At 37.1% G+C, this 26,646-nt stretch carries 31 protein-coding genes and 1 pseudogene; 19 read left to right on the forward strand and 13 right to left on the reverse strand.

The window, feature by feature from the left end; genetic code table 11:
- Positions 1-201: 201 nt before the first annotated feature.
- The gene (thrS, locus tag HEQ36_RS10615) at positions 202-2,022 is read right to left on the reverse strand and encodes a threonine--tRNA ligase (protein ID WP_168635733.1); all 1,821 of its coding nucleotides are present in this window, start codon (positions 2,020-2,022) and stop codon (positions 202-204) included.
- A gap of 510 nt (positions 2,023-2,532) precedes the next feature.
- Between thrS and HEQ36_RS10620 the strand changes: the two genes are divergently transcribed.
- Together HEQ36_RS10620 and HEQ36_RS10625 are read left to right on the forward strand one after the other, a co-directional pair.
- Positions 2,533-2,847 carry a DUF2605 domain-containing protein gene (locus HEQ36_RS10620; protein ID WP_039201271.1) on the forward strand — a complete coding sequence of 105 codons (315 nt, stop codon included), beginning with the start codon at positions 2,533-2,535 and terminating at the stop codon, positions 2,845-2,847.
- Positions 2,848-3,095: 248 nt separating this feature from the next.
- Entirely contained in the window at positions 3,096-3,416 is a 321-nt protein-coding gene (locus HEQ36_RS10625; RefSeq protein ID WP_027403352.1) for a DUF2973 domain-containing protein, read from the forward strand.
- Between the two features lie 341 nt (positions 3,417-3,757).
- On the opposite strand, the gene HEQ36_RS10630 is transcribed toward HEQ36_RS10625, so the two are convergent.
- Positions 3,758-4,192 carry a SufE family protein gene (locus HEQ36_RS10630; protein ID WP_027403353.1) on the reverse strand — a complete coding sequence of 145 codons (435 nt, stop codon included), beginning with the start codon at positions 4,190-4,192 and terminating at the stop codon, positions 3,758-3,760.
- Between the two features lie 229 nt (positions 4,193-4,421).
- Between HEQ36_RS10630 and psaK the strand changes: the two genes are divergently transcribed.
- From psaK to HEQ36_RS10645, 3 genes are all read left to right on the forward strand, one after another.
- Positions 4,422-4,682 carry a photosystem I reaction center subunit PsaK gene (psaK, locus tag HEQ36_RS10635; RefSeq protein WP_027403354.1) on the forward strand — a complete coding sequence of 87 codons (261 nt, stop codon included), beginning with the start codon at positions 4,422-4,424 and terminating at the stop codon, positions 4,680-4,682.
- A gap of 368 nt (positions 4,683-5,050) precedes the next feature.
- Positions 5,051-6,394, forward strand: coding sequence for a protein kinase (locus tag HEQ36_RS10640; protein WP_053537939.1), 1,344 nt, complete (start codon positions 5,051-5,053; stop codon positions 6,392-6,394).
- A 19-nt stretch (positions 6,395-6,413) separates the two neighbouring features.
- Positions 6,414-6,908: an ureidoglycolate lyase gene (locus HEQ36_RS10645; protein WP_053537940.1), complete on the forward strand. Its 495-nt coding sequence runs from the start codon at positions 6,414-6,416 to the stop codon at positions 6,906-6,908.
- Between the two features lie 56 nt (positions 6,909-6,964).
- Here the strand turns inward: HEQ36_RS10645 and HEQ36_RS10650 are convergent, their stop codons facing one another.
- Entirely contained in the window at positions 6,965-7,372 is a 408-nt protein-coding gene (locus tag HEQ36_RS10650) for an NUDIX hydrolase (protein WP_027403357.1), read from the reverse strand.
- Positions 7,373-7,724: 352 nt separating this feature from the next.
- On the opposite strand from HEQ36_RS10650, the gene HEQ36_RS10655 reads away from it, so the two are divergent.
- The gene (locus tag HEQ36_RS10655; RefSeq protein ID WP_027403358.1) at positions 7,725-8,465 is read left to right on the forward strand and encodes a cytochrome c biogenesis protein CcdA; all 741 of its coding nucleotides are present in this window, start codon (positions 7,725-7,727) and stop codon (positions 8,463-8,465) included.
- A 3-nt stretch (positions 8,466-8,468) separates the two neighbouring features.
- A complete protein-coding gene (locus HEQ36_RS10660; RefSeq protein ID WP_168635732.1) occupies positions 8,469-9,857 on the forward strand; it encodes a cytochrome c biogenesis protein in 1,389 nt (462 codons plus the stop codon).
- A gap of 49 nt (positions 9,858-9,906) precedes the next feature.
- On the opposite strand, the gene hisG is transcribed toward HEQ36_RS10660, so the two are convergent.
- Positions 9,907-10,551 (reverse strand): ATP phosphoribosyltransferase, encoded by a 645-nt coding sequence (hisG, locus tag HEQ36_RS10665; protein ID WP_027403360.1) that lies wholly within the window; start codon positions 10,549-10,551, stop codon positions 9,907-9,909.
- A 75-nt stretch (positions 10,552-10,626) separates the two neighbouring features.
- On the opposite strand from hisG, the pseudogene rppA reads away from it, so the two are divergent.
- Positions 10,627-11,307 (forward strand): annotated as a pseudogene (gene rppA, locus HEQ36_RS10670) (two-component system response regulator RppA); the annotation flags it as partial.
- A 139-nt stretch (positions 11,308-11,446) separates the two neighbouring features.
- Here rppA and HEQ36_RS10675 read toward each other — a convergent pair.
- The 3 genes from HEQ36_RS10675 to HEQ36_RS10685 all read right to left on the reverse strand — a co-directional run bounded on the left by HEQ36_RS10675 (position 11,447) and on the right by HEQ36_RS10685 (position 14,490).
- Positions 11,447-11,860: a secondary thiamine-phosphate synthase enzyme YjbQ gene (locus HEQ36_RS10675; protein WP_027403361.1), complete on the reverse strand. Its 414-nt coding sequence runs from the start codon at positions 11,858-11,860 to the stop codon at positions 11,447-11,449.
- Between the two features lie 128 nt (positions 11,861-11,988).
- A complete protein-coding gene (locus HEQ36_RS10680) occupies positions 11,989-13,086 on the reverse strand; it encodes a glycosyl transferase (protein WP_053537943.1) in 1,098 nt (365 codons plus the stop codon).
- A 252-nt stretch (positions 13,087-13,338) separates the two neighbouring features.
- Positions 13,339-14,490: an aminotransferase class V-fold PLP-dependent enzyme gene (locus HEQ36_RS10685; protein ID WP_053537944.1), complete on the reverse strand. Its 1,152-nt coding sequence runs from the start codon at positions 14,488-14,490 to the stop codon at positions 13,339-13,341.
- Positions 14,491-14,575: 85 nt separating this feature from the next.
- Between HEQ36_RS10685 and HEQ36_RS10690 the strand changes: the two genes are divergently transcribed.
- Positions 14,576-15,691 carry an ABC transporter permease gene (locus HEQ36_RS10690; protein ID WP_168635731.1) on the forward strand — a complete coding sequence of 372 codons (1,116 nt, stop codon included), beginning with the start codon at positions 14,576-14,578 and terminating at the stop codon, positions 15,689-15,691.
- Positions 15,692-15,848: 157 nt separating this feature from the next.
- Here the strand turns inward: HEQ36_RS10690 and HEQ36_RS10695 are convergent, their stop codons facing one another.
- From HEQ36_RS10695 to HEQ36_RS10705, 3 genes are all read right to left on the reverse strand, one after another.
- The gene (locus HEQ36_RS10695; RefSeq protein ID WP_168635730.1) at positions 15,849-16,736 is read right to left on the reverse strand and encodes an Rpn family recombination-promoting nuclease/putative transposase; all 888 of its coding nucleotides are present in this window, start codon (positions 16,734-16,736) and stop codon (positions 15,849-15,851) included.
- Between the two features lie 137 nt (positions 16,737-16,873).
- A complete protein-coding gene (locus HEQ36_RS10700) occupies positions 16,874-17,899 on the reverse strand; it encodes an ABC transporter permease (RefSeq protein WP_168635729.1) in 1,026 nt (341 codons plus the stop codon).
- A 309-nt stretch (positions 17,900-18,208) separates the two neighbouring features.
- Entirely contained in the window at positions 18,209-19,864 is a 1,656-nt protein-coding gene (locus tag HEQ36_RS10705; RefSeq protein ID WP_233455445.1) for an ABC transporter substrate-binding protein, read from the reverse strand.
- A 200-nt stretch (positions 19,865-20,064) separates the two neighbouring features.
- Here HEQ36_RS10705 and HEQ36_RS10710 point away from each other — a divergent pair, with 200 nt between their 5' ends.
- Entirely contained in the window at positions 20,065-20,640 is a 576-nt protein-coding gene (locus tag HEQ36_RS10710) for a thioredoxin family protein (RefSeq protein WP_168635727.1), read from the forward strand.
- Between the two features lie 385 nt (positions 20,641-21,025).
- Here HEQ36_RS10710 and HEQ36_RS10715 read toward each other — a convergent pair whose 3' ends face one another.
- Entirely contained in the window at positions 21,026-21,538 is a 513-nt protein-coding gene (locus HEQ36_RS10715; protein WP_053537950.1) for a hypothetical protein, read from the reverse strand.
- A 339-nt stretch (positions 21,539-21,877) separates the two neighbouring features.
- On the opposite strand from HEQ36_RS10715, the gene aroA reads away from it, so the two are divergent.
- The 3 genes from aroA to HEQ36_RS10730 all read left to right on the forward strand — a co-directional run bounded on the left by aroA (position 21,878) and on the right by HEQ36_RS10730 (position 23,990).
- The gene (gene aroA, locus HEQ36_RS10720; protein WP_168636443.1) at positions 21,878-23,227 is read left to right on the forward strand and encodes a 3-phosphoshikimate 1-carboxyvinyltransferase; all 1,350 of its coding nucleotides are present in this window, start codon (positions 21,878-21,880) and stop codon (positions 23,225-23,227) included.
- 141 nt (positions 23,228-23,368) lie between these two features.
- Complete coding sequence (locus HEQ36_RS10725; protein WP_053537952.1) at positions 23,369-23,707, forward strand: type II toxin-antitoxin system RelE/ParE family toxin; 339 nt, start codon at positions 23,369-23,371, stop codon at positions 23,705-23,707.
- The gene (locus HEQ36_RS10730; RefSeq protein ID WP_053537953.1) at positions 23,700-23,990 is read left to right on the forward strand and encodes a DNA-binding protein; all 291 of its coding nucleotides are present in this window, start codon (positions 23,700-23,702) and stop codon (positions 23,988-23,990) included. The genes HEQ36_RS10725 and HEQ36_RS10730 overlap by 8 nt, the downstream gene beginning before the upstream one ends.
- 40 nt (positions 23,991-24,030) lie before the next feature.
- On the opposite strand, the gene HEQ36_RS10735 is transcribed toward HEQ36_RS10730, so the two are convergent.
- Positions 24,031-24,252 (reverse strand): hypothetical protein, encoded by a 222-nt coding sequence (locus HEQ36_RS10735; RefSeq protein WP_168636442.1) that lies wholly within the window; start codon positions 24,250-24,252, stop codon positions 24,031-24,033.
- A gap of 160 nt (positions 24,253-24,412) precedes the next feature.
- On the opposite strand from HEQ36_RS10735, the gene HEQ36_RS10740 reads away from it, so the two are divergent.
- The 6 genes from HEQ36_RS10740 to HEQ36_RS10765 all read left to right on the forward strand — a co-directional run bounded on the left by HEQ36_RS10740 (position 24,413) and on the right by HEQ36_RS10765 (position 26,393).
- A complete protein-coding gene (locus HEQ36_RS10740) occupies positions 24,413-24,793 on the forward strand; it encodes a papain fold toxin domain-containing protein (protein WP_168636441.1) in 381 nt (126 codons plus the stop codon).
- A gap of 20 nt (positions 24,794-24,813) precedes the next feature.
- Positions 24,814-25,191, forward strand: coding sequence for a hypothetical protein (locus HEQ36_RS10745; protein WP_168636440.1), 378 nt, complete (start codon positions 24,814-24,816; stop codon positions 25,189-25,191).
- An 83-nt stretch (positions 25,192-25,274) separates the two neighbouring features.
- Positions 25,275-25,439 carry a hypothetical protein gene (locus HEQ36_RS10750; RefSeq protein WP_199308331.1) on the forward strand — a complete coding sequence of 55 codons (165 nt, stop codon included), beginning with the start codon at positions 25,275-25,277 and terminating at the stop codon, positions 25,437-25,439.
- A gap of 36 nt (positions 25,440-25,475) precedes the next feature.
- The gene (locus HEQ36_RS10755) at positions 25,476-25,703 is read left to right on the forward strand and encodes a hypothetical protein (RefSeq protein ID WP_168636214.1); all 228 of its coding nucleotides are present in this window, start codon (positions 25,476-25,478) and stop codon (positions 25,701-25,703) included.
- Complete coding sequence (locus HEQ36_RS10760) at positions 25,697-26,077, forward strand: type II toxin-antitoxin system PemK/MazF family toxin (RefSeq protein ID WP_168636439.1); 381 nt, start codon at positions 25,697-25,699, stop codon at positions 26,075-26,077. The genes HEQ36_RS10755 and HEQ36_RS10760 overlap by 7 nt, the downstream gene beginning before the upstream one ends.
- Positions 26,078-26,090: 13 nt before the next feature.
- Positions 26,091-26,393, forward strand: coding sequence for a hypothetical protein (locus HEQ36_RS10765; protein ID WP_168636438.1), 303 nt, complete (start codon positions 26,091-26,093; stop codon positions 26,391-26,393).
- 32 nt (positions 26,394-26,425) lie between these two features.
- On the opposite strand, the gene HEQ36_RS10770 is transcribed toward HEQ36_RS10765, so the two are convergent.
- A complete protein-coding gene (locus HEQ36_RS10770) occupies positions 26,426-26,620 on the reverse strand; it encodes a hypothetical protein (RefSeq protein WP_290707659.1) in 195 nt (64 codons plus the stop codon).
- Positions 26,621-26,646: the final 26 nt, after the last annotated feature.

A 26,646-nucleotide genomic window follows, 5' to 3' on the forward strand; every position in this document is an offset into this window, starting at 1 on the left:
CTCCTCTATTTTCTGACTTTTTTCCTAGACTTTAAATTTTTCCTTAACGATCGCTTGACAATCAAGACAGTCGCTACTTTTTTAGGCGTTGCTGAACTGAAGTATGAAATTGAAAAATCAATGATTTCAAACTCTTACTCTCTGCGACTGGAGCGCCTCTGCGTGAGGTAAAATCATATTCTGAATCAGCAACGCCCTTTTTTAGAAGTTACTAAAGTTAGTAATTGCTTCTGTGATCTTATTCACAACTTCATCTACAGTTATGACTCCCAATTCCCCAGAAGCACGGGTGCGGATACTCAAGCTGTTGGCTTCTACTTCCTTCGCACCAACTACCGCCATGACAGGTATTTTATCCTTTTCCGCGTTACGAATCAACTTACCCAGGCGATCGCCACTCAAATCCACTTCCGCCCGAATACCCAATGCAACCATCTTCGCTGCCACCTCTTTGGTAAAATCTAACTGAAGATCACCTACAGGTAATAACCTGATTTGCACAGGCGCTAACCACAAGGGAAAATCACCCGCGTACTCTTCAATCAAAATCCCAATTAATCGTTCTAAAGAACCAAAGGGGGCGCGGTGAATCATTACTGGACGTTTACGCGAACCATCTTCAGCCACATATTCTAAATCAAACCGTTCAGGTAAATTATAATCTACCTGCACCGTTCCCAATTGCCATTCTCGTTCCAAAGCATCACTGAAGATAAAATCTAGCTTGGGTCCATAGAAAGCCGCTTCCCCAATGCCTTCAAAATGCTCCATTCCCAATTGTTGCACAGCGCGACGAATCGCCCCTTCCGCTTTATCCCAAACTTCATCCCCACCAATATATTTATCACTGGCTGGGTCACGGAAACTCAATCTGGCTTTAAAATTCTTCAATTGCAGACTTTTGAAAACGCTCAAAATCAAATCTACAACATTCAGAAATTCGCTGTCTAACTGTTCAGGAGTTACAAACAAATGAGAATCATCAACCGTAAAACCGCGCACCCTGGTTAAACCCCCCAATTCTCCCGACTGTTCATAACGGTAAACCGTGCCAAATTCCGCCAACCGCATCGGTAATTCCCGATAAGAGCGTAATTCACTCTTGTATATTTGGATATGAAAAGGACAATTCATCGGTTTCATGACAAAACCCTGTTCTATGGCTCTTGCTTCCTCATCTTCAGCCATCAAAGGAAACATATCTTCCTTATATTTCTGCCAATGTCCCGATGTCTTAAATAAATCAACCCTAGCAATGTGGGGAGTCACCACAGATAAATAGCCCCGTTTTAACTGCTCTTTTTTGAGAAAGTCCTCTAAAATCGTTCTTAACAAAGTTCCTTTCGGAGTCCACAAAGGTAAACCAGGACCGACTAAATCGGAAAAGATAAATAACCCCAGTTCTTTACCCAGTTTACGATGATCACGGCGTAAAGCTTCTTCCTTGCGGCGTTTGTATTCTGCTAATTGTTCGGGAGTTTCCCAAGCCGTAGCATAAATGCGTTGTAACTGGGCTTTTTTTTCATCTCCCCGCCAATAAGCACCAGCAACGCTTTCTAATTCTATAGCTTTGGGATTTATTTCGCTGGTATTTTCCAAATGTGGCCCAGCACACAAATCCCACCATTGATCTCCCAAATGGTAAATCGTGATGGGTTCTTGTTTGATATCAGCCAGAATTTCTAGCTTATAAGGCTCTTTAATAGCTTCAATGCGGTGTTGTGCCTCTTCGCGGCTGACTTCTTCCCGAATTAATGGCAATTTGCGATTAATAATCTTCACCATTTCTTTTTGAATGGTTTTCAAATCCTTATCACTAAAGGGTTCTGGACTATCAAAATCATAATAGAACCCGTTTTCAATCCAAGGACCAATTGTGACTTGCGCCTTGGGAAACAGCTTTTGTACTGCCATTGCCATGATATGGGAAGCTGTATGGCGAATCTTTTTTAAAGTTTCTGATTCGCTGGTACGGGGTAAATAGATTTTTTCGACTGCTTGGGTTTCTTGATTTGGCGACATTGGCTGTTAAACTTTTGGCGAAGTGTTAAAAATAAACTTGACAAAAAATATCTTTACAAAATAAATAATAGTCCACTGGCTATGGTTTCTCCTAATTTAGCTCAATCACAGACTTCTGGTGACATACTCCACATACTCCCTTGCGCCTTGGGGTACGCTTACGCTTCACAGACAACTTATTCAGCAAACCCTATATATAGCAGGGAACACAGTTGAAAGTCTTTTGGTTTACGGTTTTTTAGGTAAATGTTGGATCTTATTTCCACTGCATACCGCTATAGCAGTTTTAATTCTTTCTTCTTTCTGACTCCTGAATGATTTATTCCTTTAGAGGTATCCAGGCTTACTCCCAAGGAGCTTTACAAATTTATTGCCAAATTTATATAATTGTGCTTCAGATACGAAGTTACAGATTTACAAGATTTTTGATGTGAGAAGTTATGAATTGATTGTTAAGAATCGTAAATAACGTTAATATAAAAAGAGAATTAGGAAATATGCTTCTCGTATATGAGAGACTCGAATTTACCAAGTGCTGATTTACTGAAATCAGTCTTAGAACCGCTGTTAGAGGATTTTCAATATTGGTTTGAGCGCTATAGTCAAATCCTGGAAAATGAGAAAATCCAATTCATGAGTGAACAAGAGCAACTAAACTTACTAAAACGAGTCAAAGATGCAGAATGTGAACTGAACACAGTAAGGATGTTGTTTACAGCAACTGAAAAACAAGTGGGAATTGATATGGCAAGTGTAATGCCTTGGCATCAATTAGTTACAGAATGTTGGAGTGTGGGAATGCGTTTAGGTCAATCCAAGGAATAATAAATCCCTGGCAAAATCTAAATGAGTTGGAAATTGTAAAGATATTAGACAATTCTTAACATTGTTTTCATAAAAAAATAATGTGTCTCATGTTACCTTAATCTGAATATAAGGATTGCATCAAATAACATAGGCGCACAAGTAAGAAATTTTACATTCTTCTTTTTTTACCGCGAATCATTTATTTGCGGAGTTTTAAGTTTTACGAAATAACATTTTTAACCTTTACTGTTCTGGAGGAAAATTCAATGCTACACCTACTTTATATTCTAGCTTTCACCGTTTTGGCATTCATAGCTGTCGGTAACTTAATTCGGAATCTGATCATGTTCAGTTTCGATAGAGAAAGGACATATTCAGCTAACCAATCATCACAAGGTGGCTTTGGTTATTATGCGGGTAGAAAGCAGTATGTTTCCCATCCCGAATTGTTAGACAGCGCAGGTAACATGATTAAAGAACCACTGCTAGTCATGCGTTCAATTAATATTGAGGATGCACGGGAACAGTTGGATGCTCTTTATGAATCTTCTCCTAGTCAAAAAAGCGATCGCTCAGAAGGAGCATAATCTATCATTATTAATATTCAGAATCTGTAGGGGCAACCCCCCGCGTAATGGTGTCAACTTAAGCTCAAATCCCTACCACATCTCGTTCCTAGTCTCTGACTAGGAATGCAGTTAATGAGGCTTTGCCTCTAATATCATTGAAGGCAGAGCCTTCTAGAATTCATTCCCAGTCAGAGACTGGGAACGAGGTGACTTGAGTTCTTTGCGGGATAGGTGTTTTACGTTAAGTTGACACCAATGCCCCCCGTGGTTGCCCAGTCTCCATAGCCGAGGGAAGTTCACAACAAAGAAAGAATAATTTAAACCCTGAAAAAGTATTCGAGTTGTTGAATCGCCAATTGCTAATTTTCTAATTTACATTCCAAAGCTTTTTTTTGCATTGTTTTGAAAATATTGTAAAAACCATTAGCGCGGGAAGGAGTCAAACTCACATTTAAGCCAGTTTCTTGAATAAAATCAGGAGTAAGCTGAACTATTTCTGTGGGTGTTGATCCATTTAATCCTTCTATTAATAATGCTAACAATCCCTTTGTTAATTGGGAATCAGAATCACCCTGAAAGATGACTTTATCATCTTCTAGTGATGCCGTAACATACACCTGAGAAACACAACCTGGAACTTTATTTTCGGGAATTTTCCCATCTTCAGGGAACTCTTGTAGCTTTTGAGCATACCATATCAACTGCTCATATCGTCGTTTAGGTTCTGTAGCACGTTGAAAACGGTGGACAATTTTATTCAGTGCCGGCGGTAAAGAATCAAGAGTTGAGGACATGATCAATCCAGGAAATAATTACCCTTATTTTAGCAATTACCAGCCATTACAGATATACCATTAAAACAGCGACAAATATCGAAAATTGTTATTCAGTACAGCAGTTATCCTTATTAAGAATTGAAAACAAATGTTAAAATTTACTACAAAGTAAGCAATTATATAGATTTTTATTAATCAATATTTGGATGATATTGTCAAGCATCCGAAAATATCAGGAGTAAATTAGATGTTGACTTCAAACTTACTGGCTACAGTCACCACATCTCTAGAATGGAGTCCTAATATTGGCATAATTATGATTATTGCCAATATTTTCGCTATTGCTGTTGGCAAATTCACTATTGAGCATCCTAACGCTAAACCAGAATTACCAGCACCTCAACTTTTCGGTGGTTTTGGTTTACCTGCGGTATTAGCAACTGCTTCTTTTGGGCATATTTTAGGAGCAGGTATTATTTTAGGACTACACAGTATTGGTAAAATCTAAGTTCTGCTGATGAGAAAAGGGAGAGAAATATATATATTTTCGGCGTTGCTGAATCGAGGTATGAAATTTCCAAATTGAACCTTTAAAAATCTTACCTTTGCGTCTACTCTTCGAAATCACGAAGCGTGATTGCGCCTTTGCGTGAGACTAAAATTCATACCCTTAATCAGCAACGCCATATTTTCTCCCTTTTTTATCAGAGGATGTTTGAAAAGTGGTATTGAGTTTAAGCTAAATATATGGGAGTAATTTCTGAGTATAATTCATAACTTGTTTTAATAATAATCTAAGCATTCATGAATCTGTTATGCTATATAAATTAACTTCGCATAAGCACTAGTTCAAGTTTGAATTATTAATTATTAAAAATGCCATCTAAAATTACACTTACCATCACACAGGGTAAACTTTCTAGAAAACAATATGTTTTTGAATCTCGCAGCACTTGTATTGTTGGCAGAAACGATGATTGTAACTTGCAAATAGCTGACAAGGTTGATATGACTATTTCCCGCTATCACTGTTTACTTGATATTAACCCCCCAGATATTCGTGTGCGAGATTTAGGAAGTTTAAATGGTACTTTTGTAAACGGTAAAAAAATTGGACAAAGACAAAGGCAACAACCAGCCCAAGAAGCTGTAAAATTAAGTTTTCCCGAATACAATTTACAGGACGGTGATGAAATTAAGTTGGGTGATATTCTTTTTAAAATTAGCGTACAAGTAGAAGATCAATTAAACCAAATACCAGATTTACCTGTCCCAGAAGAAAACGAACAACGGAATTTTTTAACCGTTGCTGAAAAACTCATAAATTTATCTCAAAGTGGTCATGCTAGTCTTCAAAGTATCTCTGGCTATAGTTTAACCAAGTCATTAGGTAAAGGTGACTTTGCAGAAGTATTTGCAGCCAAGGATATTCAAACCAAGAAATCCATCGCTCTTAAGATTATGTTACCTGCGGTTGCAAATCAAAAAAATGGGATAGAAATGTTTTTGAGAGAAACAGAAAACATCAAGATTTTACAACATCCTAATATTGTGCAATTGTTAGATTATGGCTTTGTAGAAAATACTTTCTTTTTCACAATGGAATATTTTCCAGGAGGTAATGTTTGGGACTTCATGCAAAGATCAGGATGGCGTTTACCTATTGATATTGCCGTAGATATAACCTTACAAGTTCTTGATGGTTTAATATATGCCCATGAAGTCGAAATTCCCTATATTAAATCAGTTGATGGAATAATGACAAAAGATAAGGGTTTAGTTCATCAAAATTTAAAACCCAATAATATTTTCATCAGTAAAATTAACGATAAAATAGTTGTAAAAATAGGCGATTACGGTTTATCCAAAGCATTTGACTTAGCTGGGTTAAGTGGACAAACTTTAACCGGCACAAAGATGGGAACACCTGCATTTATGCCGCGTCAACAGGTGCTAAATTTTAAAGACGAATTACCGGAAATTGATATCTGGGCAACAGCAGCTTGTTTATATAATATGCTAACGGGATATTTCCCCCGTAATTTTACAGGTGATCCTTGGTTATCAGTTTTACAAAATAGCCCTGTTCCTATCCTTCAGCGTCATCATGGTATTCCCCAAAAGTTAGCAAAGGTGATAGATTTAGCTTTGCGGGAACAACCGCAAATTTATTTTCAAACAGCAGCAGAATTTAAACAGGCGTTGTTAGATTGTAGCTAAACTATGAAGTAAAAAAGTTATGAGTGCATTATCAACAATACAAGAACTGCCATGTCAATTGATTACACCAGAAAATTTTCAACCTTATGGACAGGTAATATACGCAAGTAAAGATGGGAAAAATTTTGATCAAGAAGATGCACAGTTAAATTTACAAAATGGTATTCCCCGTTTTTATATTATGCGATTGCAAAAAAAAGGACGGAAATTTCACCAAATTACTCGTCATATCAAATGTACTCAATGTTTAGGTTCTTTGGAGGGTAAAGATTGGTTAATGGCAGTTTGTCCACCTGATAATGAGACGAATGAACCTCTATTATCAAAACTTGCGGCTTTTCGGATTCCGGGAAATTGTTTTATTAAATTAAGTGTAGGAACTTGGCACGCAGGACCATATTTTGATCATGAGTTTGTAGATTTTTACAATTTAGAATTGAGTGATACAAATGTAGTAGATCATTTTACTCATAATTTTCTTAAAAGTCATAATTTAGCTTTTGAGATGATTTAAAATAAGATCCCCGACTTCTTTAAGAAGTCGGGGATCTGGATATTCTGGATAGGTGTCTATATCCATGAATTTTGAATAATTTTTTTGAGTGAAGTTTCCTTGACTAATTCGGCGGCTTGATTCACCTCTAACCATTTTCTTTCTCTGGCGGTAGCTTCTGGCCAATCTTCTAAGATTATTTCTACAGGTAGTAAAAATAAATTTACTTGATAGGTATTCCCGCGTTTTCGATATTTATAATTACCTAACTCTTCAGTTGTGACTCTACCGACCACTCCTGCTTCTTCCCATGCCTCCTTAGCTGCTGAATCATGGGGACTCATACCTTTACAAAGTCCCCCTTTAGGAATTACCCAACCTTGACGGCTGCGAGTGGTAATCAATAGAACTTCAACTTTTCCATCTATGATTCGATAGGGAATAACTCCAGATTGTTGTAAGACTTTGTTGGCTTTGCGAGTCATGGTGGTAGATTCCTTCTGAATGAGTCTTTTTGATTTTAAATGTGTATTTGATGATAATGTGCCATTAAGGCAACTGTCAGAACAATTAGAGACTTCCAAGAAATAAATTATCCTAAGAAACGAACCACAGAGGCACAGAGTACACAGAGAGAGAATTTCTGCATCAGTTTTGGGACATTTTTTTATTTGGAAGTCTCTTAATCCAATTTCGGGTAATCTTTACTATAAATTCATTAATTTTTCACAAAAATCCGGAAGTATACTTTGCAGTATGATACTTACTTTTATGACTTCATCACCCAAAATACGTTAAAATTCAAGCAGAGTAAGCATTTATCACGTAAATATACCCATGCTAGAAACTCTGGAAACACGCATTTATGAACTTGAACAATTTGCCAACACCCTTGTTGCGAACCAACTCACCCACTTGAGTTTCGTCAGCATTGGCATTATTTTTCTGGCTGGCTTGCTGACCAGCCTCACGCCTTGTATGCTATCTATGCTGCCCATTACCATTGGCTATATTGGTGGTTATGAGGCTAAAAGTCGTTTGCAAGCAGCAGCCCAATCAACTTGGTTCGCGTTAGGATTAGCAACTACATTAGCAGGTATGGGAATCCTCGCAGGTTTAGTTGGTAAAGTCTATGGACAGATAGGAATTGGTTTACCAATTATTGTCAGCATTATCGCTATTATTATGGGACTAAACTTATTAGAAGCATTACCCATACAATTTCCTTCTTTGAATGAAACAAATTGGATTTCTCAAGATTTACCTGCCGGAGTCCGTTCATACTTGATTGGTTTAACATTTGGGTTAGTCGCTTCTCCTTGTAGCACACCAGTTTTAGCTAGTTTATTAGGTTGGGTTGCTAATACTCAAGATTTAGTTTTAGGTGCTGTTTTACTACTTTCTTACACAGCCGGATATGTAACTCCATTAATTCTAGCAGGTACATTTACTGCTGCAATTAAAAACCTATTAGAATTGCGCCGTTGGTCTGGTTGGATCAATCCTGTTAGTGGTGGGTTATTAGTAGGCTTTGGTGTTTTTTCTTTACTTTCTCGCATTCCTATTGGTAGTTTCTAAGCAATGACTTCAGATCAGACAACATCCACAGAATTAAGTTGGTGGTTAATCCCTGGTAGGTTTATCCGTCGGCAAATTTTACCTGTATTAACTGATTTACGGTTGGCAATTATCCTATTACTGGTTATTGCCTTATTTAGTGTTAGTGGTACAGTAATTGAACAGGGACAATTGCCTGATTTTTACCAATCTAATTATCCAGAACATCCTGCTTTATTTGGTTTTCTTTCTTGGAAAGTTATTCAAGTAGTTGGATTAGATCATGTATATAGAACTTGGTGGTTTTTGAGTTTATTAGTTTTATTTGGAACTAGTTTAACAGCTTGTACCTTTACTCGGCAATTACCAGCCCTCAAAGCTGCTCAGAAGTGGAAATATTACGAAGAACCTCGTAACTTTACAAAGTTAGCTTTGAGCGCTGAATTGGAGGGTGTTTGTTTGTCATCAATTCCGTCAATTTTGCAGCAAAAAAGTTATCGAATATTTCAAGGAACAAATCAAAAGAAAGATGATATTCTCTATGCCCGTAAAGGTATAGTTGGGCGCATTGGTCCGATCATTGTTCACATTGGTATTGTTGCTATTTTGCTGGGAGGAATTTGGGGAGCAATGACGGGATTCATGGCTCAAGAAATGATTACTAGCGGTGATACATTCCAGGTAAAAAATATTGTTGATGCTGGTGCTTGGTCATCTACAGATGTGTTAAAAGATTGGTCTGTGCGTGTCAATCGCTTTTGGATTGATTACACACCAACGGGGGGGATTGACCAATTTTATTCAGATATGTCTGTGTTGAATAATGATGGTCAAGAAGTTAACCATGAGAAAATTTATGTTAACAAACCTCTCCGTTATCATGGTGTCGTTTTCTATCAAACAGATTGGGGAATTTCTAATGTTCGGGTGAGATTAAATAAAAGTCCAATTTTTCAATTACCAATGGTACAATTAGACACCAAAGGTAGAGGGAGAATTTGGGGAACTTGGATTCCGACTAAACCTGATTTAAGTGAAGGTGTTTCCCTATTAGCCAAGGATTTGCAAGGTATGGTATTAATTTATGATGCCCAAGGTAAATTAATTAATACTGTGCGTGCAGGAATGTCTACCCCTGTAAATGGGGTAAATTTACAAATTCTTGATGTCATGGGTAGCACGGGTTTACAAATCAAATTTGATCCTGGTATTCCTATTGTTTATACAGGTTTTGGTTTGTTGATGTTAGGTGTAGTTATGAGTTATTTCTCCCATTCTCAAATTTGGGCTTTACAAAAGGGCGAAACTTTGTATATTGGCGGAAAAACTAACCGCGCTCAAGTTGCATTTGAACAAGAGGTTCTCGCAATTTTAGATCAACTTAGTGCTGTCAATAACGTCAAAAAATCCTAAATTTAAGATCCCCGACTTCTTGGAGAAGTCGGGGATCTGAGAAACTAAACTAAACTGCTGTGAGAAGTCCTAATCGCATTTGTTCAATTAATTGATCTAAATTACCTGTATTCAACCGATAACTTAAAGGGTGGACAATTAACCGGGCTGTACTTTCATACAAAGTCGCAATTTCAATTAAACCATTTTCCTTTAAAGTCTTTCCTGTGGAAACTATATCAACAATTGCTTCCGACATTCCGGTAATTGGACCTAATTCCACAGAACCGTATAAGGGGACAATTTCTATTGGTAAATCCAAACCTTGGAAATATTCTCGCGCACAATTTACATATTTAGAAGCAACTCGACCATGAGCAGGTAAATCTAAAGGAGATTTGTAGGAACTGGTAGCTTTTACAGCCACAGACATCCGACAATATCCAAATTTTAAATCTACTAATTGGGCAACTTGGGGCTGTTTTTCTCTCAGGACATCGTAGCCGACAATTCCCAATTGTGCCTGACCATATTCTACATAAACAGGTACATCTTGCGCTCGGACTAACAATGCTTTTGCTTGTCCACTGGCATCAGGAATTTGCAATTGGCGGTTGCCTGATTCTAAAAAAGCACTAAAATCTAATCCTACAGATTGTAATATGCGGAGACTAGGTTTAAGTAGTTCCCCTTTTGGTATTGCAACAGTTAACATTCTTTTTTTTTGTATTCTTGATGTGTTTGCAGTTCACTATATTGAGAATATATCTATATTACTCACTACTAACATATGAAAATTTTATTAGTTGATGATGAAGTCGAACTAACTGACCCTTTAAGTCGTCTGTTAACCCGTGAAGGTTACAGTGTTGATGCTACTGATGATGGAATAAGTGGCAGTAATTTAGCGGCAATAGGCAGTTATGATTTACTGATTTTAGACTGGATGTTACCGGGAAAAACGGGGTTAGAGATTTGTCAGGAATTACGTCGGCAAGGGAAAATAACTCCTGTGCTATTTCTAACGGCAAAAGATACTTTAGATGACAGAGTTCAAGGTTTGGATGCAGGTGCTGATGATTATTTAGTCAAACCTTTTGAATTACGGGAATTACTGGCAAGAGTCCGGGCTTTGTTACGTCGTACTGGTACAGAATCTTATAGTAGTACAAAAGGAAAGTTAGTTATAGCCGATTTGGAACTTGATATAGAAAATCAAATAGCTTATCGTCACGGAAGAATCATAGAACTCTCTCAAAAGGAAAGTCAATTATTACAATACTTTATGGAAAATTCAGGACAATTACTGACTCATGCTCAAATTTTGCAGCATTTATGGCAAAATGAGGAGCAACCTAATAGTAATGTGATTGCGGCTTTAATTCGTCTGTTGCGTCGCAAGGTAGAAGGAGTGGATGAAACACCAATGATTCATACTGTTTATGGTAGAGGTTATCGTTTTGGGTCTGCTGAGGTAGTAGTCTGTCAACCCGAAAATGACGGGGGGAGAGAGGTGGGGGGGGAGAAGAGAGGTAGGGGGGGGAGGGGGAGAAGAGAGGTAGGGGGAGAAGAGAGGTGGGGGGGGAACATCACAGATAACTTTTTCAATCCTATCCAGAAATATGAACTACTAACTCTCTCACATTATTCTGTTGACGATGTTCCCAAACATAGATTCCTTGCCATGTTCCTAATACCAAATGACCACGATTAATGGGAATTTGTTCGGAGGTATGGGTTAAAACTGTGCGGATATGTCCTGGCATATCGTCTGGTCCTTCAGCATCATGAATGTAATGGTTTCCTTCTGGGACTATTTTTGTCATGAAATTAGCTAAATCAAGTAATACATCAGGATCAGCATTTTCTTGAATTACTAAACTAGCTGAGGTGTGACGTAAAAATAAACTACAAAGCCCAGTTTCTATACCAGATTCGGCAACAATAGCTTCAATTTTGGCGGTAATATTGTGAAATGATTTTCCATTGGTGGAAACTCTTAATAGTTTTTGGTAGTGGGTCATGGCTAGTTTATAGTAGTTTATATATAGCGGTTCTTGGCTGAGTGAAATACAAGAAGTTTATCCTTTTCTCCCCCCTGCTGCGGGGGGATTCAGGGGGGTGCAAGGAGGGGGCTTATGATGTATTTTATTCAGGTGCATACCGCTATATTTGTCTCTAAATAATCTATCACAGCTTTGGCTATTGTTTCATTCCCATCTTTGGCTATGATGTTGGGTTGCTTTGGTGCTTGGGGTGATTGATCAAGAAAATCCCAATCTCCTTGAAAAAATTCTGGTGTTGTGAGAATTTGATGGTGGTTGTAATTAGCAATTCCTGCTAACATGAAAGCTGCTTCGGCAAAATCATGACGGGGTATGGTTACAACTGGTATTTCTAGACGGGTAGCTTCTGAAAATGTCCCATATCCAGGTTTAGAAATAATTCTCCCACAAATCGGCATAAAATCCACAGGACGATATTGATGATTTGTAATTTTAATTAAGTTAGGTAAATCTGGGGCTGAGGCATCAAAAGTAATAAATTGCCAATCGGGAAATCTGCTGGTATTAGTGTAAGGAATTTCTTGCAAACCCAAGCCACCAAATGTCATTAAGATAGTTTTTTCTAAGGATGTAGTTATTCCCCAATTGTTACGTAATTCATCAATATTAAAATGGGGAGAACCACCAGTTAAACCGACATCTGTAATGTTGGTAAATGCTGACATGGGTTCATGGAAAGGAAGACGAAATAGGCGATCGCATTTTCTATACCAATCACTAATCCAATCAGCCATTTCCGTAAATTCTTCCCCCCAATCTCGATAGATAAAATCCCAACCAAAGTTACTAATCATCCAGCAAGGAATATTCGTAGCTTCAGCAAATCCAGCAGCTAGAAAAGGAATATCTGCTAAAATTAAATCAACGCGATTTTGACGAATAAAATTAACTTCTGAAGCAATTAAGGATTTATGATTTTTTTGAATTTCTCGCAGTTTTGCTAAAGTTGCTGGTTTATCCATTGTCAAACTATCAGCTTGAATCACACCTAAATCAAACGCCCGTTGACGTAAAATAAAATCACCCTCTATATAAGATTCCAGTAACCAGCGAGGTGCAGTGGTGACTAGAATTAATAATGCTTCAGGATATAATTTTTGGATGGTGTTAGCAATGGAAGCTGTGCGGGTAGCATGACCAAAACCGTGATTTGTGATGGCTATATATATAGTTGGTCTTTTCATGATTTAAAACAAGGTTAAAAAGAGTAAGTAGGTTAGCATTGAAAATCGTCGTTATGGCAAGGCAAGAGGCACTCATGCAAAAGGCAAGAGTGAAGAGGGTTTGGGGGATTTTACTTTTCTTTACATAGATTGGTTTTATTGTGTTCACCTACTTATTAGGCGATTGGAAATCACTACTACACAAGCAAAGTCCGCCGTCGCGGACTAATATTTAACCCACGAAGGTGGGTTTTGTCTGTGTAGCCGCGACTTCTAGTCGCCTTTTATAGCTGCTATTAATTGGTCAATTTCTGATTCTAATGTTAAATAATGAACACTCACACGAATGCAATTAGGACTGGCAATTGTTCGAGTTAAAATATTTTCTGACTCTAGAGATTGCACTAATTTAGAACTAGGCTGATTAGTTAATTGAAAAGAAATCAATCCACTTTCTGGAGGTGAATTTTTTAAACATTTAACATTAGGTAAAGAGTTTAATTTTTGCCAGAGATAATTACTATTTTTGCAAATTTGCTCATATCTTTCCTGTGCTGTCCCCCATTGTTCATGAATTGTAATTGCTTCTTTTAAACCTACATATAATGAAGTTGGTAAAGTAGATACTTCATATCTGCGTCCATCTGGTTGCCAACCCGTCGGTTGGGCTTGATTATTAGTAACTACTCCATTTAAGCCAATGAAAGTAGGGTGCAAATTTTCCCTGGCTTGAGGACGCACATATAAACCACCCACACCAGCAGGACCGCATAACCATTTGTGACCAGTAAAGGCATAAAAATCTACACCCAAAGCAGTTAAATCCAAAGGAAGAACGCCCACTGATTGAGCCGCATCTATCAATAACAGAGAATTGTTGCTTTTGCATATTTCTACAATTTTATCAATGGGTAAAACTTGACCTGTATTCCATAGGACATGACTTAAAACTACTAAGCGGGTTTTGGGACGGAGGTTTTCAGCAATAATACTGATGGGATTCCCCTCATTTAAAGTAGCCATTAAGGGACAGGTAGTAACCTCTACTGCAAATCTGCGGGCAATTTCTTGGGCAGTAGCAATGACACCAGGGTGTTCGCAGTCAGAAAGGAGAAGATGATCACCCGGTTGCCAATCAATTCCCCATAAGGCAATGTTACAACCGACTGTGACATTACCAGTGAGAGTTATTGTATCAGATGGTACATTTAGTATAGAGGCGATCGCTTCCCGACTGGCTTGTATTTGCGGTGCAATCCAACTGTATGCCTCACTCCCAAAAGGACCTATACTTTGAATATGGGCTTGAGATTGGGTGATAGCATCCATAGCCCTTTGCGGCATTGGACCCTGTCCTCCGTAGTTAAAATAAAGCTTATTACTTAAAGCGGGAAATTGTGACCGATGGTGATGCAGGTTATTCATAAAATAGGTTTGCGGTTTTTTATCTAATCTATTGATATATACTTTTATCAACAATTAATCAACATTAACTTTTACGTCAAAAACTATGAATTGGTGGCAACGACTCAACAAAAACCCTTTAGCACGAACTGGGGCAATTGTCCTCTTCTGTTTCTATTTAGCAGTAATTGGGGCTGATTTCATCGCTCCTTATAACCCTTATGATTCACAAACCAATGGTTCGCTACTGCCACCGACTCAGATTCATTGGGTATCTCAATCAGGGCAGTTTATTGGACCTCATGTATATCCTACAACACAAGGAGATACTAATTTAGAAACCGGGGAAAGAAAAATAATTATAGACCAGACAAAACCTTCACCATTAAGATTATTTGTGGCTGGACCTAAATATCAATTATTCAACTTGACTATTTCCCTCCCACCAAAATGGCAGGAAGTCACAATTATTCCGGGGATTTCTTTAAATTGGCATTTGTTTGGCGTTATTGGTGACGCAAAATTGAATATTTTGGGAACAGACGAACAAGGACGCGATCAATTTAGTCGGCTGCTGCATGGTGGTCGGATTAGTATGTTTATTGGTATTTTTGGGATTATTATTACCTATCCATTGGCTTTGCTTATTGGTGGTATTTCGGGCTATTTTGGGGGAATAATTGATAGTATCATCATGCGTTTGGCAGAAGTATTGATGACCTTTCCGAGTATTTATTTATTAGTAGCACTATCAGGAATTTTGAGTCCAAAATTAACCAGCACTCAGCGATTTTTATTAATCATTCTCATCACTTCTGTAATTAGTTGGGCAGGTTTAGCGAGGATAATTCGCGGACAGGTATTATCAATCAAAGAACTTGAATTTGTGCAAGCAGCAAAGGTAATGGGTGGTAATCCCATTTATATTATTGTTCGTCATGTTTTACCACAAACTGCAACTTACATTATTATTTCTGCTACTTTAACAATTCCTAGTTTTATTGGAGCAGAAGCAGTATTAAGTCTAATTGGTTTAGGTATTCAACAACCAGATCCTTCTTGGGGAAATATGCTTTCTTTAGCCAGTAATGCTTCTATTTTAGTATTACAACCTTGGCTAATTTTACCACCAGCAATTCTGATTATTATTACCGTTTTGTCATTTAATGTATTAGGTGATGGCTTACGTGATGCTCTTGATCCTCGTAGTTTGCAAAGGTAATAATGTGTCTGATAGCATAACCATTTAGTAGGTAGGAATAAAAGTTAAAGTTTGACTGGAAACAAGCCTTAAAAGACCAAGGAGTAGAAATTAGACAATTAATTGCAAAATATTAAAAAAGTGATCAGTTGAACTAATCACTTTCCATTTCTTCTAATTACTCTGAAGGAGTTTCATTAACAGATGTTTCCGCAACCTTTCTTACCGCTTCAATATCCACAGCCAAATTTGCGGCTATTTGTTCCACAGTCAAACCTAACTGTAATAACAAAGGTACTGTTTCTAACTTACCTTCCAACTTACCTTCCAACTTACCTTCCAACTTACCTTCCAACTTACCTTCTAACTTACCTTCCAACTTACCTTCTAACTTACCTTGTACTTTCGCCTCCTCCGCAACTTCTCGAAAATACCTTGTTTGCTTTAATTCATCTAGAGTAAACATTGCTTCAATCTCCTGGCGAGTTAAATTACTTAATTTGTAAACCAAGATCGTCTCTAACAATTCTAAGACTTTTTGTCTTTTACTGGCATCTGCTAATTGTTGTCGAGATTTTTGGATTAACTGCCTTGTATGATCAATAGCAGTTTCCTCTTTTTCCACTACTAGCTGTACCATTCCCAGTCCTATTGAATTATCCGTTGTTACCTCCAACTCATCCAAATAAATAAACGTGATTTGCTGACTCATTAGCAAACCCCGATACTGCATTGGTACACCAGGATCTAAACTACGTTTAGCAAAAATGGCTACTGCGTGAAAATCATTCTTTGGTTGATATTGATTCAGATAAACAAAGATTTCGGTAAATAACCGCCAGTAAAAATCCGCTTTCGGTTGAAATTGAACTTCTACAAAGTAAATCGGTTGTTCAGGTATTTCTGAATCAGGTATAAATAAACCATCAAAGCGAAATGCTAATTCCTTAATTTCTACAGATGTGAATTGATATGCTTCCGCTTCTGTGGCTGGCTTGCCAATCAGTTCAAAAAGGATACTAGGTAATGTCTGAAATAGTTGATAGAATATAGTATCTGTTTTCACAAGAGTGCTGTTCTTTTACATGAGTTTAAAAAGTAGCGATCTAAAATTTTTTTGACAAAGTTATCAGTCTAGCTAATCACTTTCTATTAGCACTGTATGGTGTATGGCGTTAGCCATGCTAAAATCATACTCCTTTTTTAATATCTAATTCTCGGATCTACATAAGCATTGAGAATATCAATCAGAATACTGGCACTCACCACAATTGCCCCAAAAAATACTAACACACCCTGAACGGTAGGATAATCTCGGTCGGCAATAGCTTGATATAAACGATTTGCTAACCCTGGCCAGGAAAATGTCACCTCTGTTAAAATCGCTCCACCTAATAAGGAAGCAAATGTTAATCCTAAGACCGTAATTACCGGGATTAAGGCATTCTTTAAAGCATGGGAAACTAAAATCTTATTTTCAGGAATTCCTCGCGCTCTAGCCGCTTCTACATAATCAGCTTTTAAAGTCTGTTTTAAGTTAACTCTGACAATGCGTTCAAAAATGCCACTTAGCAAAATTCCTAAAGTTAAACTTGGTAAAGCTAAATGATGTAAAGATATGAAAAATTGACTTAAATTCCCAGCTAATAAACTATCAATTGTATATAAACCAGTAATATTTGTAGGTGCAGGAAGATTAGGGGGAAAACGATTGGAATTGGGAAACCAACCCAATTGAACTGAAAAAACTAATTGTAATAACATACCTGCCCAAAACATCGGTAGTGCGTAGGTAATAATCCCAAATAAACGCCCACCAATATCAAAAGCAGTTCCCGGACGAGAAGCGGAAATAGTTCCCACTAAAACGCCGACAATCAGCGCCACAGCCATACTCGCAAATGCTAATTCTACTGTGGCTGGAAAATATTGACTAATTATTTCCCCTATATTTTGCCCGCGACTGGTTAAGGAAGTTCCTAAATCAAAGCGTAGTAAATTACCTAAATAATTGAGATATTGTAACCAAATTGGTAAGTCTAAACCAAGTTGTTTTCTTAATTCTTCTTTTGCACTTTCTGGCGCTCTTCCTCCCAGAATTGCATCTGCGGGATCTCCTGGGGTGGCTCTAAGTAAAATAAAGACAATGGTGATAATGGTTAATAGTTGCAGTGGCGCAAATAGTAACCGGGAAACTATGTAATACTGTAATGCTTTAGAACGAGACATATTTTCTATAGGAGTCAGAATCAAGAAAGAAGAATGAAGGATTAACCTCGTTCCTTGTCAGAGACAAGGAATGCAGTCTTGAGGCTCTGCCTCATTTAATTAACAAGAGGCAGAGCCTCTAAATGGCATTCCCAGCCGGAGTCTGGGAACGAGAGAAGAAAGAAGAATGAAGAAAGAAGGATTAACCTCGTTCCTTGTCAGAGACCAGGAATGCAGTCTTGAGGCTCTGCCTCATCTAATTAACAAGAGGCAGAGCCTCTAAATGGCATTCCCAGCCGGAGTCTGGGAACGAGGAATCAATCCTAATGACTACTTTTTAATTGTTTTGTAAATTAGGTTTTGGGTGGGATCAAGATTGACATTGGCTACGCCTTTTTGAGCAAATACAAAGTCTTTATTTTGCCATAAGGGAATGTAGGGAACATCGGTTAATACTTGGGTTTGAATGTCGGCAAATATTTTTTTCCGGGCTTCAGGATTTTGTTCTTTGCGTTGTTGATCTATGAGTTTATTCATAGCTTCACTATAATAGAACGACCCCTGAGTTTGACTACCGCCGGTTTCGCAACCTTTAGCAACTGAACCTTTTTCACAGGCTAAAAATGGCTGTACGTAGTTATCTGGATCTAAAAAGTCTGGATACCAATTAGTTAAGGTACTGGGATATAACCCTTTGGAAATTTCTTTATAGAAAGTTGCACCTTCTACGGTTTTAACTTCAAATTGCAAAATACCATCCATTTTAGTATCAGCTAGGGATTTTAAGGTTTGTGCAACTAAACTGCGCGTCATTGAACTTGCAGGATACCAAATTTGCACTTTTGCTGGATTTTCTTTGGAGAAACCAGCAGCGACTAAGGATTTTTTGGCTTCTTCAAATTTACCATCACCATATTTATCTTGAAACAATGGTTGGGAAACGTTGAAGGTGGTGGGAATCATGCTGTAAAGAGGATCAGCTTGTGATAATAATACCCGATCATTTAATAATTTACGATCAATTAATGATGCGATCGCTTGTCTCACCTCTACTTTATCTAAAGGTTTTTGATTGCGATTTAAAGTCATATAAGTAACTACACTACCTTGAGCAGATATAGCTTGCCAATCTCCCTTTTTCGCACTGGCTTCTAAACTCTGAATTTGATCCGGTTGTAAGGATAGATAGGCGACATCTATCGCCCCAGTTTTAAAGGCGTTAAATAAGTTAACTGGACTGGTTTGAATTTGGACATTGACACCTTTGTTTTCGGGTTTTGTTCCCCAATATTTATCAAATACATCAAACTTTAAGGAATCAGTTCCATATTTGGCTAATTTGTAAGCACCAGTGCCAACAAAAATATTCGGTTTAAATTTTCCCGCCCCAATTTCATAGGATTTTGGCGAAACTGCACAGACTCCAGAAAATGCTAACAACGAAGGAAAAGCTGCAAAGGGTTTTTTCAGTTTAATTGTTAATTCATACTCTCCTGTGGCTTTAACTGAAGCTACGGTATCAGACAGTAGGAAGGATGGTTTACCTTTATTTTCGATAAAGCGTTGCAGGCTAAACTCCATTGCTTTGGCATTGAAGGGAGTATCATCATGAAATAGGACTCCTTGGCGAATAGGAATAGTATAAGTTAAACCATCTGCACTCACTTTTGGTAATGCTGTGGCCAATTGTGGTTTAATTTCTGTACTACCTGGTTCATAAGTGTACAGGCGATCGCTCATATTAAATACTAAACTCAAAGATCCCAATTCATACGCATCAGCAGGATCAAGAGTTCTTGGCTTTTCCGTTGTCCCTACGGTAATCCGACCATCACCCGCAGTAGTGTTTATAGCACTAGACTGTGGTGTATTTGTTTGCTGTTTAGGAGTACAACTAACAACCAATAATAGACAAAGACAGAACAAAGATAGGAATTTTGTCATCCTACCCCATTGTTTAATTGGCAAGGAACACCAAGTGATCATTATTAAAATATTTTCAATCAACGGTCAGTCATTATAGCAGGGAAGAGGGAATATTGATCTTTTTCCCATAACTTAATTACATAACTCATAATATACTCAAATTTTTTAATAAGTTATGTATTCGAATTTGGTAATTTTTCTAAATCAAGATGGATTATTCTATTATTAGAAAAAACCCTGATCAAAACATTTAAAAAATTATGGTTTTAACAGCTTCCACAATGTTGCCTCTAGGCACGAAAGCACCAGATTTTCATCTACCAGAAGTAGTATCTGGAAAAACGATTTCTCTTGATAATTTTGCCGATAAAAAGGCATTGTTAATCATGTTTATTTGTCGGCACTGCCCATTTGTTAAGCATATTCAACAAGAATTAGCCAGATTAGATCAAGATTACAGCAACAGTGATTTAGGGATTATTGCCATTAGTGCTAATGATGCTCAAAATTATCCTAATGATGCCCCAGAATCATTAAAAGAAATGTGTATAGAATTGGGTTTTGATTTTACCTTCTGTTACGACGAAACTCAAGCAACAGCACAAGCTTATACGGCATCTTGTACACCAGATTTCTTTTTATTTGATGGCGACAGAAAACTCGTTTATCGCGGACAATTAGATGATAGTCGTCCTAGTAATAATCAACCCGTAACAGGTAAAGACTTAAGATCAGCTATTACCGCAGTTTTAAATAATCAACCTGTGACAAGTGAACAAAAACCGAGTATTGGTTGCAATATCAAATGGAAAGTAGGTAATGAACCTAATTATTAGTCATTGGTAATTGGTAATTGGTAAGTAGGTTGGCGTTGAAAATTGTCGTTATGGCAAGGCAAAAGGCAAGAGGCAAGAGGCAAGAGTGAAGAGGGTTTAGGCGATTTTACATTTCTTTACACAGTTTGGTTTTATTGTGTTCACCTACTTAATTGGTAATTGGTAATTGGTAATTGGTAAAACTCTTACCTGCCCCCTCCCCTACCTCCCCTACCTCCCCTACCTCCCCTACCTCCCCTACCTCCCCTACCTCCCCTACCTCCCCTACCTCCCCTACCTCTCCTACCTCCCCTACCTCCCCTACCTCCCCTACCTCCCCTACCTCCCCTACCTCCTGTCACCTGTCACCTGTCACCTGTCACCTGTCACCTGTCACCTATTCCCTTCAATGCTGAATTTCCAAATTGAGAATATAACGCCCTAATTGGATTTTTCCTGTCCATAATTCGTATTCTAAACGGAGATTCTCTGGAAAAGGATGCCCGCTAAGAGTAAAACTTTTGGTAAAATTACGCAAACGGATAGGTTGATGGGGTTGTAATGATTCATTTGGCAACCAGAAACGACTAATGCCATAAACACCTAATTCCCAAAAGTGGCGGTAACTGACTTGTGCATTACCTTGCATTGTCATAATTAACCGCCGAGATGAAATTTCCAGCCATAAAATTCTGGGACTGCTGGGAGGAGAAAAATTGTTTTTAGTTGGGTAAATTGTATCTTCTGGATTTAAATAACTGCCTACTTCACAACTAATAAGAGGTGGTGCAGTTAATAGTAAATGAAATTTATCTGTATCCTTTTGGATTAAAGTTCCAGCAGTGTCAACCACAGACCAAATCGGTAAGTCCGTGGAAATCATTGATAAACATACGGGTTTGCGGTGGTGAGTTAGCATGAGAGTGTGAGGGGTTACAAATAAAGAATAAAAGTTGAGCGATTTTCTAAATTGCCAGTTTTGCCTGTTATTTAACGTTACGGCTGACGTTTTTGGTGAAAGCAACAAAACACAAGACATTTAAGCAAGATATCTAATAAATAGTAAAACCTGCTTCATCGTTAGCAAATATTTTGATTTGTTAATCTAAACCATTCAATATGGTATTACCTGTTACCTGCTATCTACCAGAAGAAGGATTATAGTTACCAAAAAGCGGTAGGATACTAAATTGGAAGTGAATAGTGATAAACAAGTCGCTGTTTAGCTTTTATTCTATTCAAAAGTCATTGTATCCTAATGTCAGCTATTGTTATTAATTTAGAAACTCAAGCAAACTCTTCTGATCACTTAATTATTCAGCGCCCTGCGGCTGGATTGTCTTTGCAGGGACGTATCCGAGTTCCTGGTGATAAGTCTATTTCCCATCGCGCTTTGATGTTGGGGGCGATCGCTGAAGGTGAAACTCAAATTCAAGGATTGCTGTTAGGTGAAGACCCCCGTAGCACTGCTGCCTGTTTTCGGGCGCTAGGGGCGGAAATTTCGGAACTAAATACAGAATTGGTGAAAGTTAAAGGCATCGGTTTAGGCAATTTTCAAGAGCCTGTAGATGTCTTAGATGCTGGTAATTCTGGAACAACGATGCGGTTGATGTTGGGGTTGTTAGCATCCCATCCAGGGCGATTTTTCACGGTGACAGGTGATAGTTCTTTGCGATCGCGTCCCATGTCCCGTGTTGTCAAGCCTTTGCAACAAATGGGGGCGCAAATTTGGGGACGTAAGGGTAACACTTTAGCACCTCTAGCCATTCAAGGACAAGCCCTCCAGCCCATTCATTATCATTCTCCCATTGCTTCGGCGCAAGTTAAATCCTGCATCCTCCTGGCGGGTTTAAACACCCAAGGACAAACCACCGTTACTGAACCCGCTTTGTCACGGGATCACAGTGAACGAATGTTAAGGGCTTATGGAGCAGAATTAAGTATAGATCCAGACCGCAATAGCGTCACAATTACGGGTGGGTCGAAACTCTACGGACAAACTGTAATTGTCCCTGGTGATATCAGTTCAGCGGCTTTTTGGTTAGTGGCTGGGGCGATCGTTCCTGGTTCAGATTTGGTAGTCGAAAATGTCGGTGTGAATCCTACCCGTACTGGCATTTTAGAAGCCTTAGAACTCATGGGGGCAGATATTCAACTAGAGAATCAACGGGAAGTAGCGGGAGAACCTGTGGCTGATATCCGTGTCCGTTCCGGTGGTTTAAAAAGCTGTACGATTGCTGGTGATATCATTCCCAGGTTAATTGATGAAATTCCCATTTTGGCAGTTGCAGCGGCTTTTGCTGAGGGGACAACAATTATAAGAGATGCGGAGGAGTTAAGGGTCAAAGAGAGCGATCGCATTACCGTGATGGCACAACAACTCAATAAAATGGGGGCAAAAATCAGCGAACTACCCGACGGGATGGAAATCACCGGCGGTACTCCCTTAGTCGGTGCGGAAGTAGATAGCCATACAGATCATCGCATTGCCATGAGTTTAGCGATCGCTGCCCTTAACGCCATTGGTACAACCACCATTCACCGCGCTGAAGCTGCTGCTATTTCTTATCCCAACTTCACAAACACACTACGGGAAATTTGTCAATGATTTTTAGGGACAGGGGATAGGGAAAAGGTACAGGGATTTTGATTAAATTTTGCTCAGGTAAGTACGTTAATCATCGTTTAATTAAAATTTGATACAATTGTTAGGTTTCGTTCTGTAAAATCTTTTTTGCATATAGATATGATGGAGGCAACCCCTAAAGAAATTAGGATTTATACAACTTTAGAAGGAACTACTCCTTTCTTAGAATGGCGAGATTCCTTGAAAGATGCTAGAGCTAGAGCTAAAATTAGAGCAAGATTAGACCGAGTAGAAGAGGGAAATTTAGGAGATTGTAAGTTTGTTGGTGAAGGAGTATATGAACTGCGTATTGATTATGGTCCTGGTTATCGAATTTATTTTGGAGAAGAAAGTGATGTGATCATTTTATTGCTATGGGGTGGCGATAAAAGCAGACAAAATAAAGATATTCGTCAAGCTCAAGATTATTGGCAAGATTACAGGAGTCAAGACAATGCCTAAAAGTATTAGTTATCATACTGAATTAATTGAATCTTTAAAAGATACTTCTGAAGCAGCAGTTTATCTTGAAGTTGTGCTAGAAGAAGGTGATCCAATGATGATTAAAAAAGCCTTTTTTAATGTAATTGAAGCAAGAGGCGGGGTAAATTTATTGTCTAAAGATGTTCAAAAAACTCTCATGAAATTTGCAGAAAAACTTCAAGAAACAGGTGAAATTGAATTTAATCTTTTACGAATATTGCTAGAGTCTTTAGGATTAAAAGTAGGTTTAATGGTAATATGAATTTTATAAAATTTTATGAGAATATTTGTATCACATAAAATCATTTCGTTTCTTGTCTCCATGCTTCTTGACGAATGGACTCAGTAGTAATATTTCTATTTTCCCAGATTCCTGCCAAGGAAAAAAAATCTTGCTCATCATCAAATATATTAGTGTTATCTTCTATTACTTCTACAGAGTTAACAAAATCTAAAGCAGAAATAAGTTTTAATAGCATCTGTGCTTTTTCTTTATCAGCAATTTGAATGATTAGTTGTTGCATATTTGTTTTTTAGTATAATATTATTGTAACTTATGCAACTATTTTAGTTTATCGGAAATTATCAAATAAGATGAAAATTTTTAATAATTATCTTTCTAATTTAGAAGATTATGAAGATAGATTATCAAAAGGAGAAATTAAGTAGTAGATTTAAAAATAAATGAAGTATTTAACACTAAAACAAAAACAATATTTAGCAGAAATAGCTAACAGTTATGCTAATTTACAATGTGTTCAATGTGCTGTAGCTATAAAAAACTATTTACAACTGGTAGGAATCCAAGGCAAACTAATTACAATTAATACACAAGCTGATTTAGATTATCGTAATTGTTTTCTTTATGATGATAGTATTGGAGGTGATGCCATTTCAGAAACAGGATATCATGAAGGAGTTATGGTTATAATAGATGGGATAGAAATTGTTTTTGACAATCATCATCCTCAAGGAGTAGCAAAGGTAGAATGGTTAGCTAATTTTCAATTTTTTGGTAAAATTCATTTAGGACAAGAGTTAATAGTCATTGAAGAAAACTTTTAATCAATATTCAGGAGAAAATTATGCTAGATATAACTATCGCTAATGGTAATAAAAATAGTCAAGAATATCTCTATGAGTTATTAACTAGAATTAAACAACGCCCAGGAATGTATTTAGGAAAAGTATCTATAACTCGGTTAAAAATGTTATTGATGGGTTACAGTATGTCCAGAGGTGAGTTAGGGTTACAACTAACACAACAAGAAAAACAATTTGCTCAATTTCAGAAATGGATACAAGGAAAATATCAAATTAATTCTACTGAAGGTTGGGAAAGTATTATTTTGTCTCAAGTAGAGGATGAAAAATTAGCTTGTGATTTATTTTTTCAATTATTGGAACAATTTAAGAATGAAATTTTAGAGTTGGATAAACTGACTGTAACAGTAGGAAAATAATACTATTATATCGCTTCCATAACTCGTACCCAAATTGCAGGGAGGAAAAAGAATACCTTTAGAAAAAATGTGGGAAGGAATTGATGCAGAATGAGTCTTTCTTAATTAATATTGATTTAACTACTGAATATCAGAGGAATTTAAAATATTTAGCCAAAAAGTATCGAGATATTCGCTCTGATACTCAGTTTTTTATTACGGAATTACAAAAAGGAAATTTATTAGGGGATAGGTTAAGTGGTTTGTGATATAATATCAATACCATAAACAATAGGAGATGTTTTATGAATCAAACTATCAATAAAATTGTGGAATCAATTGAGTCTCTTTCCGGTGAAGAAAAATATTTATTATTTGAGCAATTAGCTAAAAGAAAATTATTTAATGGTTATGAAAAACTATATCCAGATGTTGGAGAATCTTTAGAAATAGCTGAATCTGATTTTAATGATTATCTTTCTAATTTAGAAGATTATGAAGATAGATTGGCAAAAGGAGAAATTAAGTGGTAGATATAAAAAGAGGAAATATTGTTTTATGTGATCTTAATCCAGTTAGAGGAACAGAACAGGCAGGAATTAGACCAGTTGTAATTGTACAAATAGATCAAGCAAATAAAGTCAGTCCTCATACAATTATTGTACCTTTGACTTCAAAAATTCGACAAACTATTTTAACATCTCATGTATTTATACCCGCTAATATTGGAGGCTTAAAACAGGATTCAGTTATTTTATGTGAGCAAATTAGAGTAATAGATAAATTAAGAATTAACAAAATTATTGGTCATTTAGAAGATGATTATTTATTTAAATTAGAACAAGCATTATCTGTAATTTTAGGGATTAATTTTAACAAAACAGAAAAAATTATTGATGAACTTTGAAATAAATAATTATATGGAAACAATAACTTTAAATTCTCATGTTGGTCAAGATGGAATATTACATTTAGATATTCCTGTAAATATTATTAATACTGATTTAACCATTACTATTATTTTAAAACCTAGTGATAATTTTCAACAGGACAATAAACCAAAAGGAAAAGGTTGGCCTGCTAATTTTTTTGAAGAAACATCAGGATGTTTAAAAGATACTCCTTTAACTATAGATTCTGAATGTTGGGTTTCGTTTCCTCAACCCAACCTACTTGCTAAAATTTTTTACCAAAAAACTAGTTCTACTGAGAGATTTCAGTAGAACTAGTTTTTATGCTTATGCTTATTATGTGATTAACTCAAGGTGACATTATTCTCCTGAGAATTAATCCAAGGTTCTAAGGGTTCTGCTGATTCTAAAACATTACTCTCAACAAAAAGACCACCTGATTTGAAGTTAATTTTATTTTTGTAAACCTTTTTGTCAAAAGGTGTTAAAAGAGTTAATTGTTCAATGTCATATTGATCATTTTTTTGTTCTAAATTCATAGTATCAATCCTCAATAAATTTGGTT

This window comes from Anabaena sp. 54, from assembly GCF_017355725.1.
In the GTDB taxonomy this organism is placed as follows: Bacteria; Cyanobacteriota; Cyanobacteriia; order Cyanobacteriales; family Nostocaceae; genus Dolichospermum; species Dolichospermum heterosporum.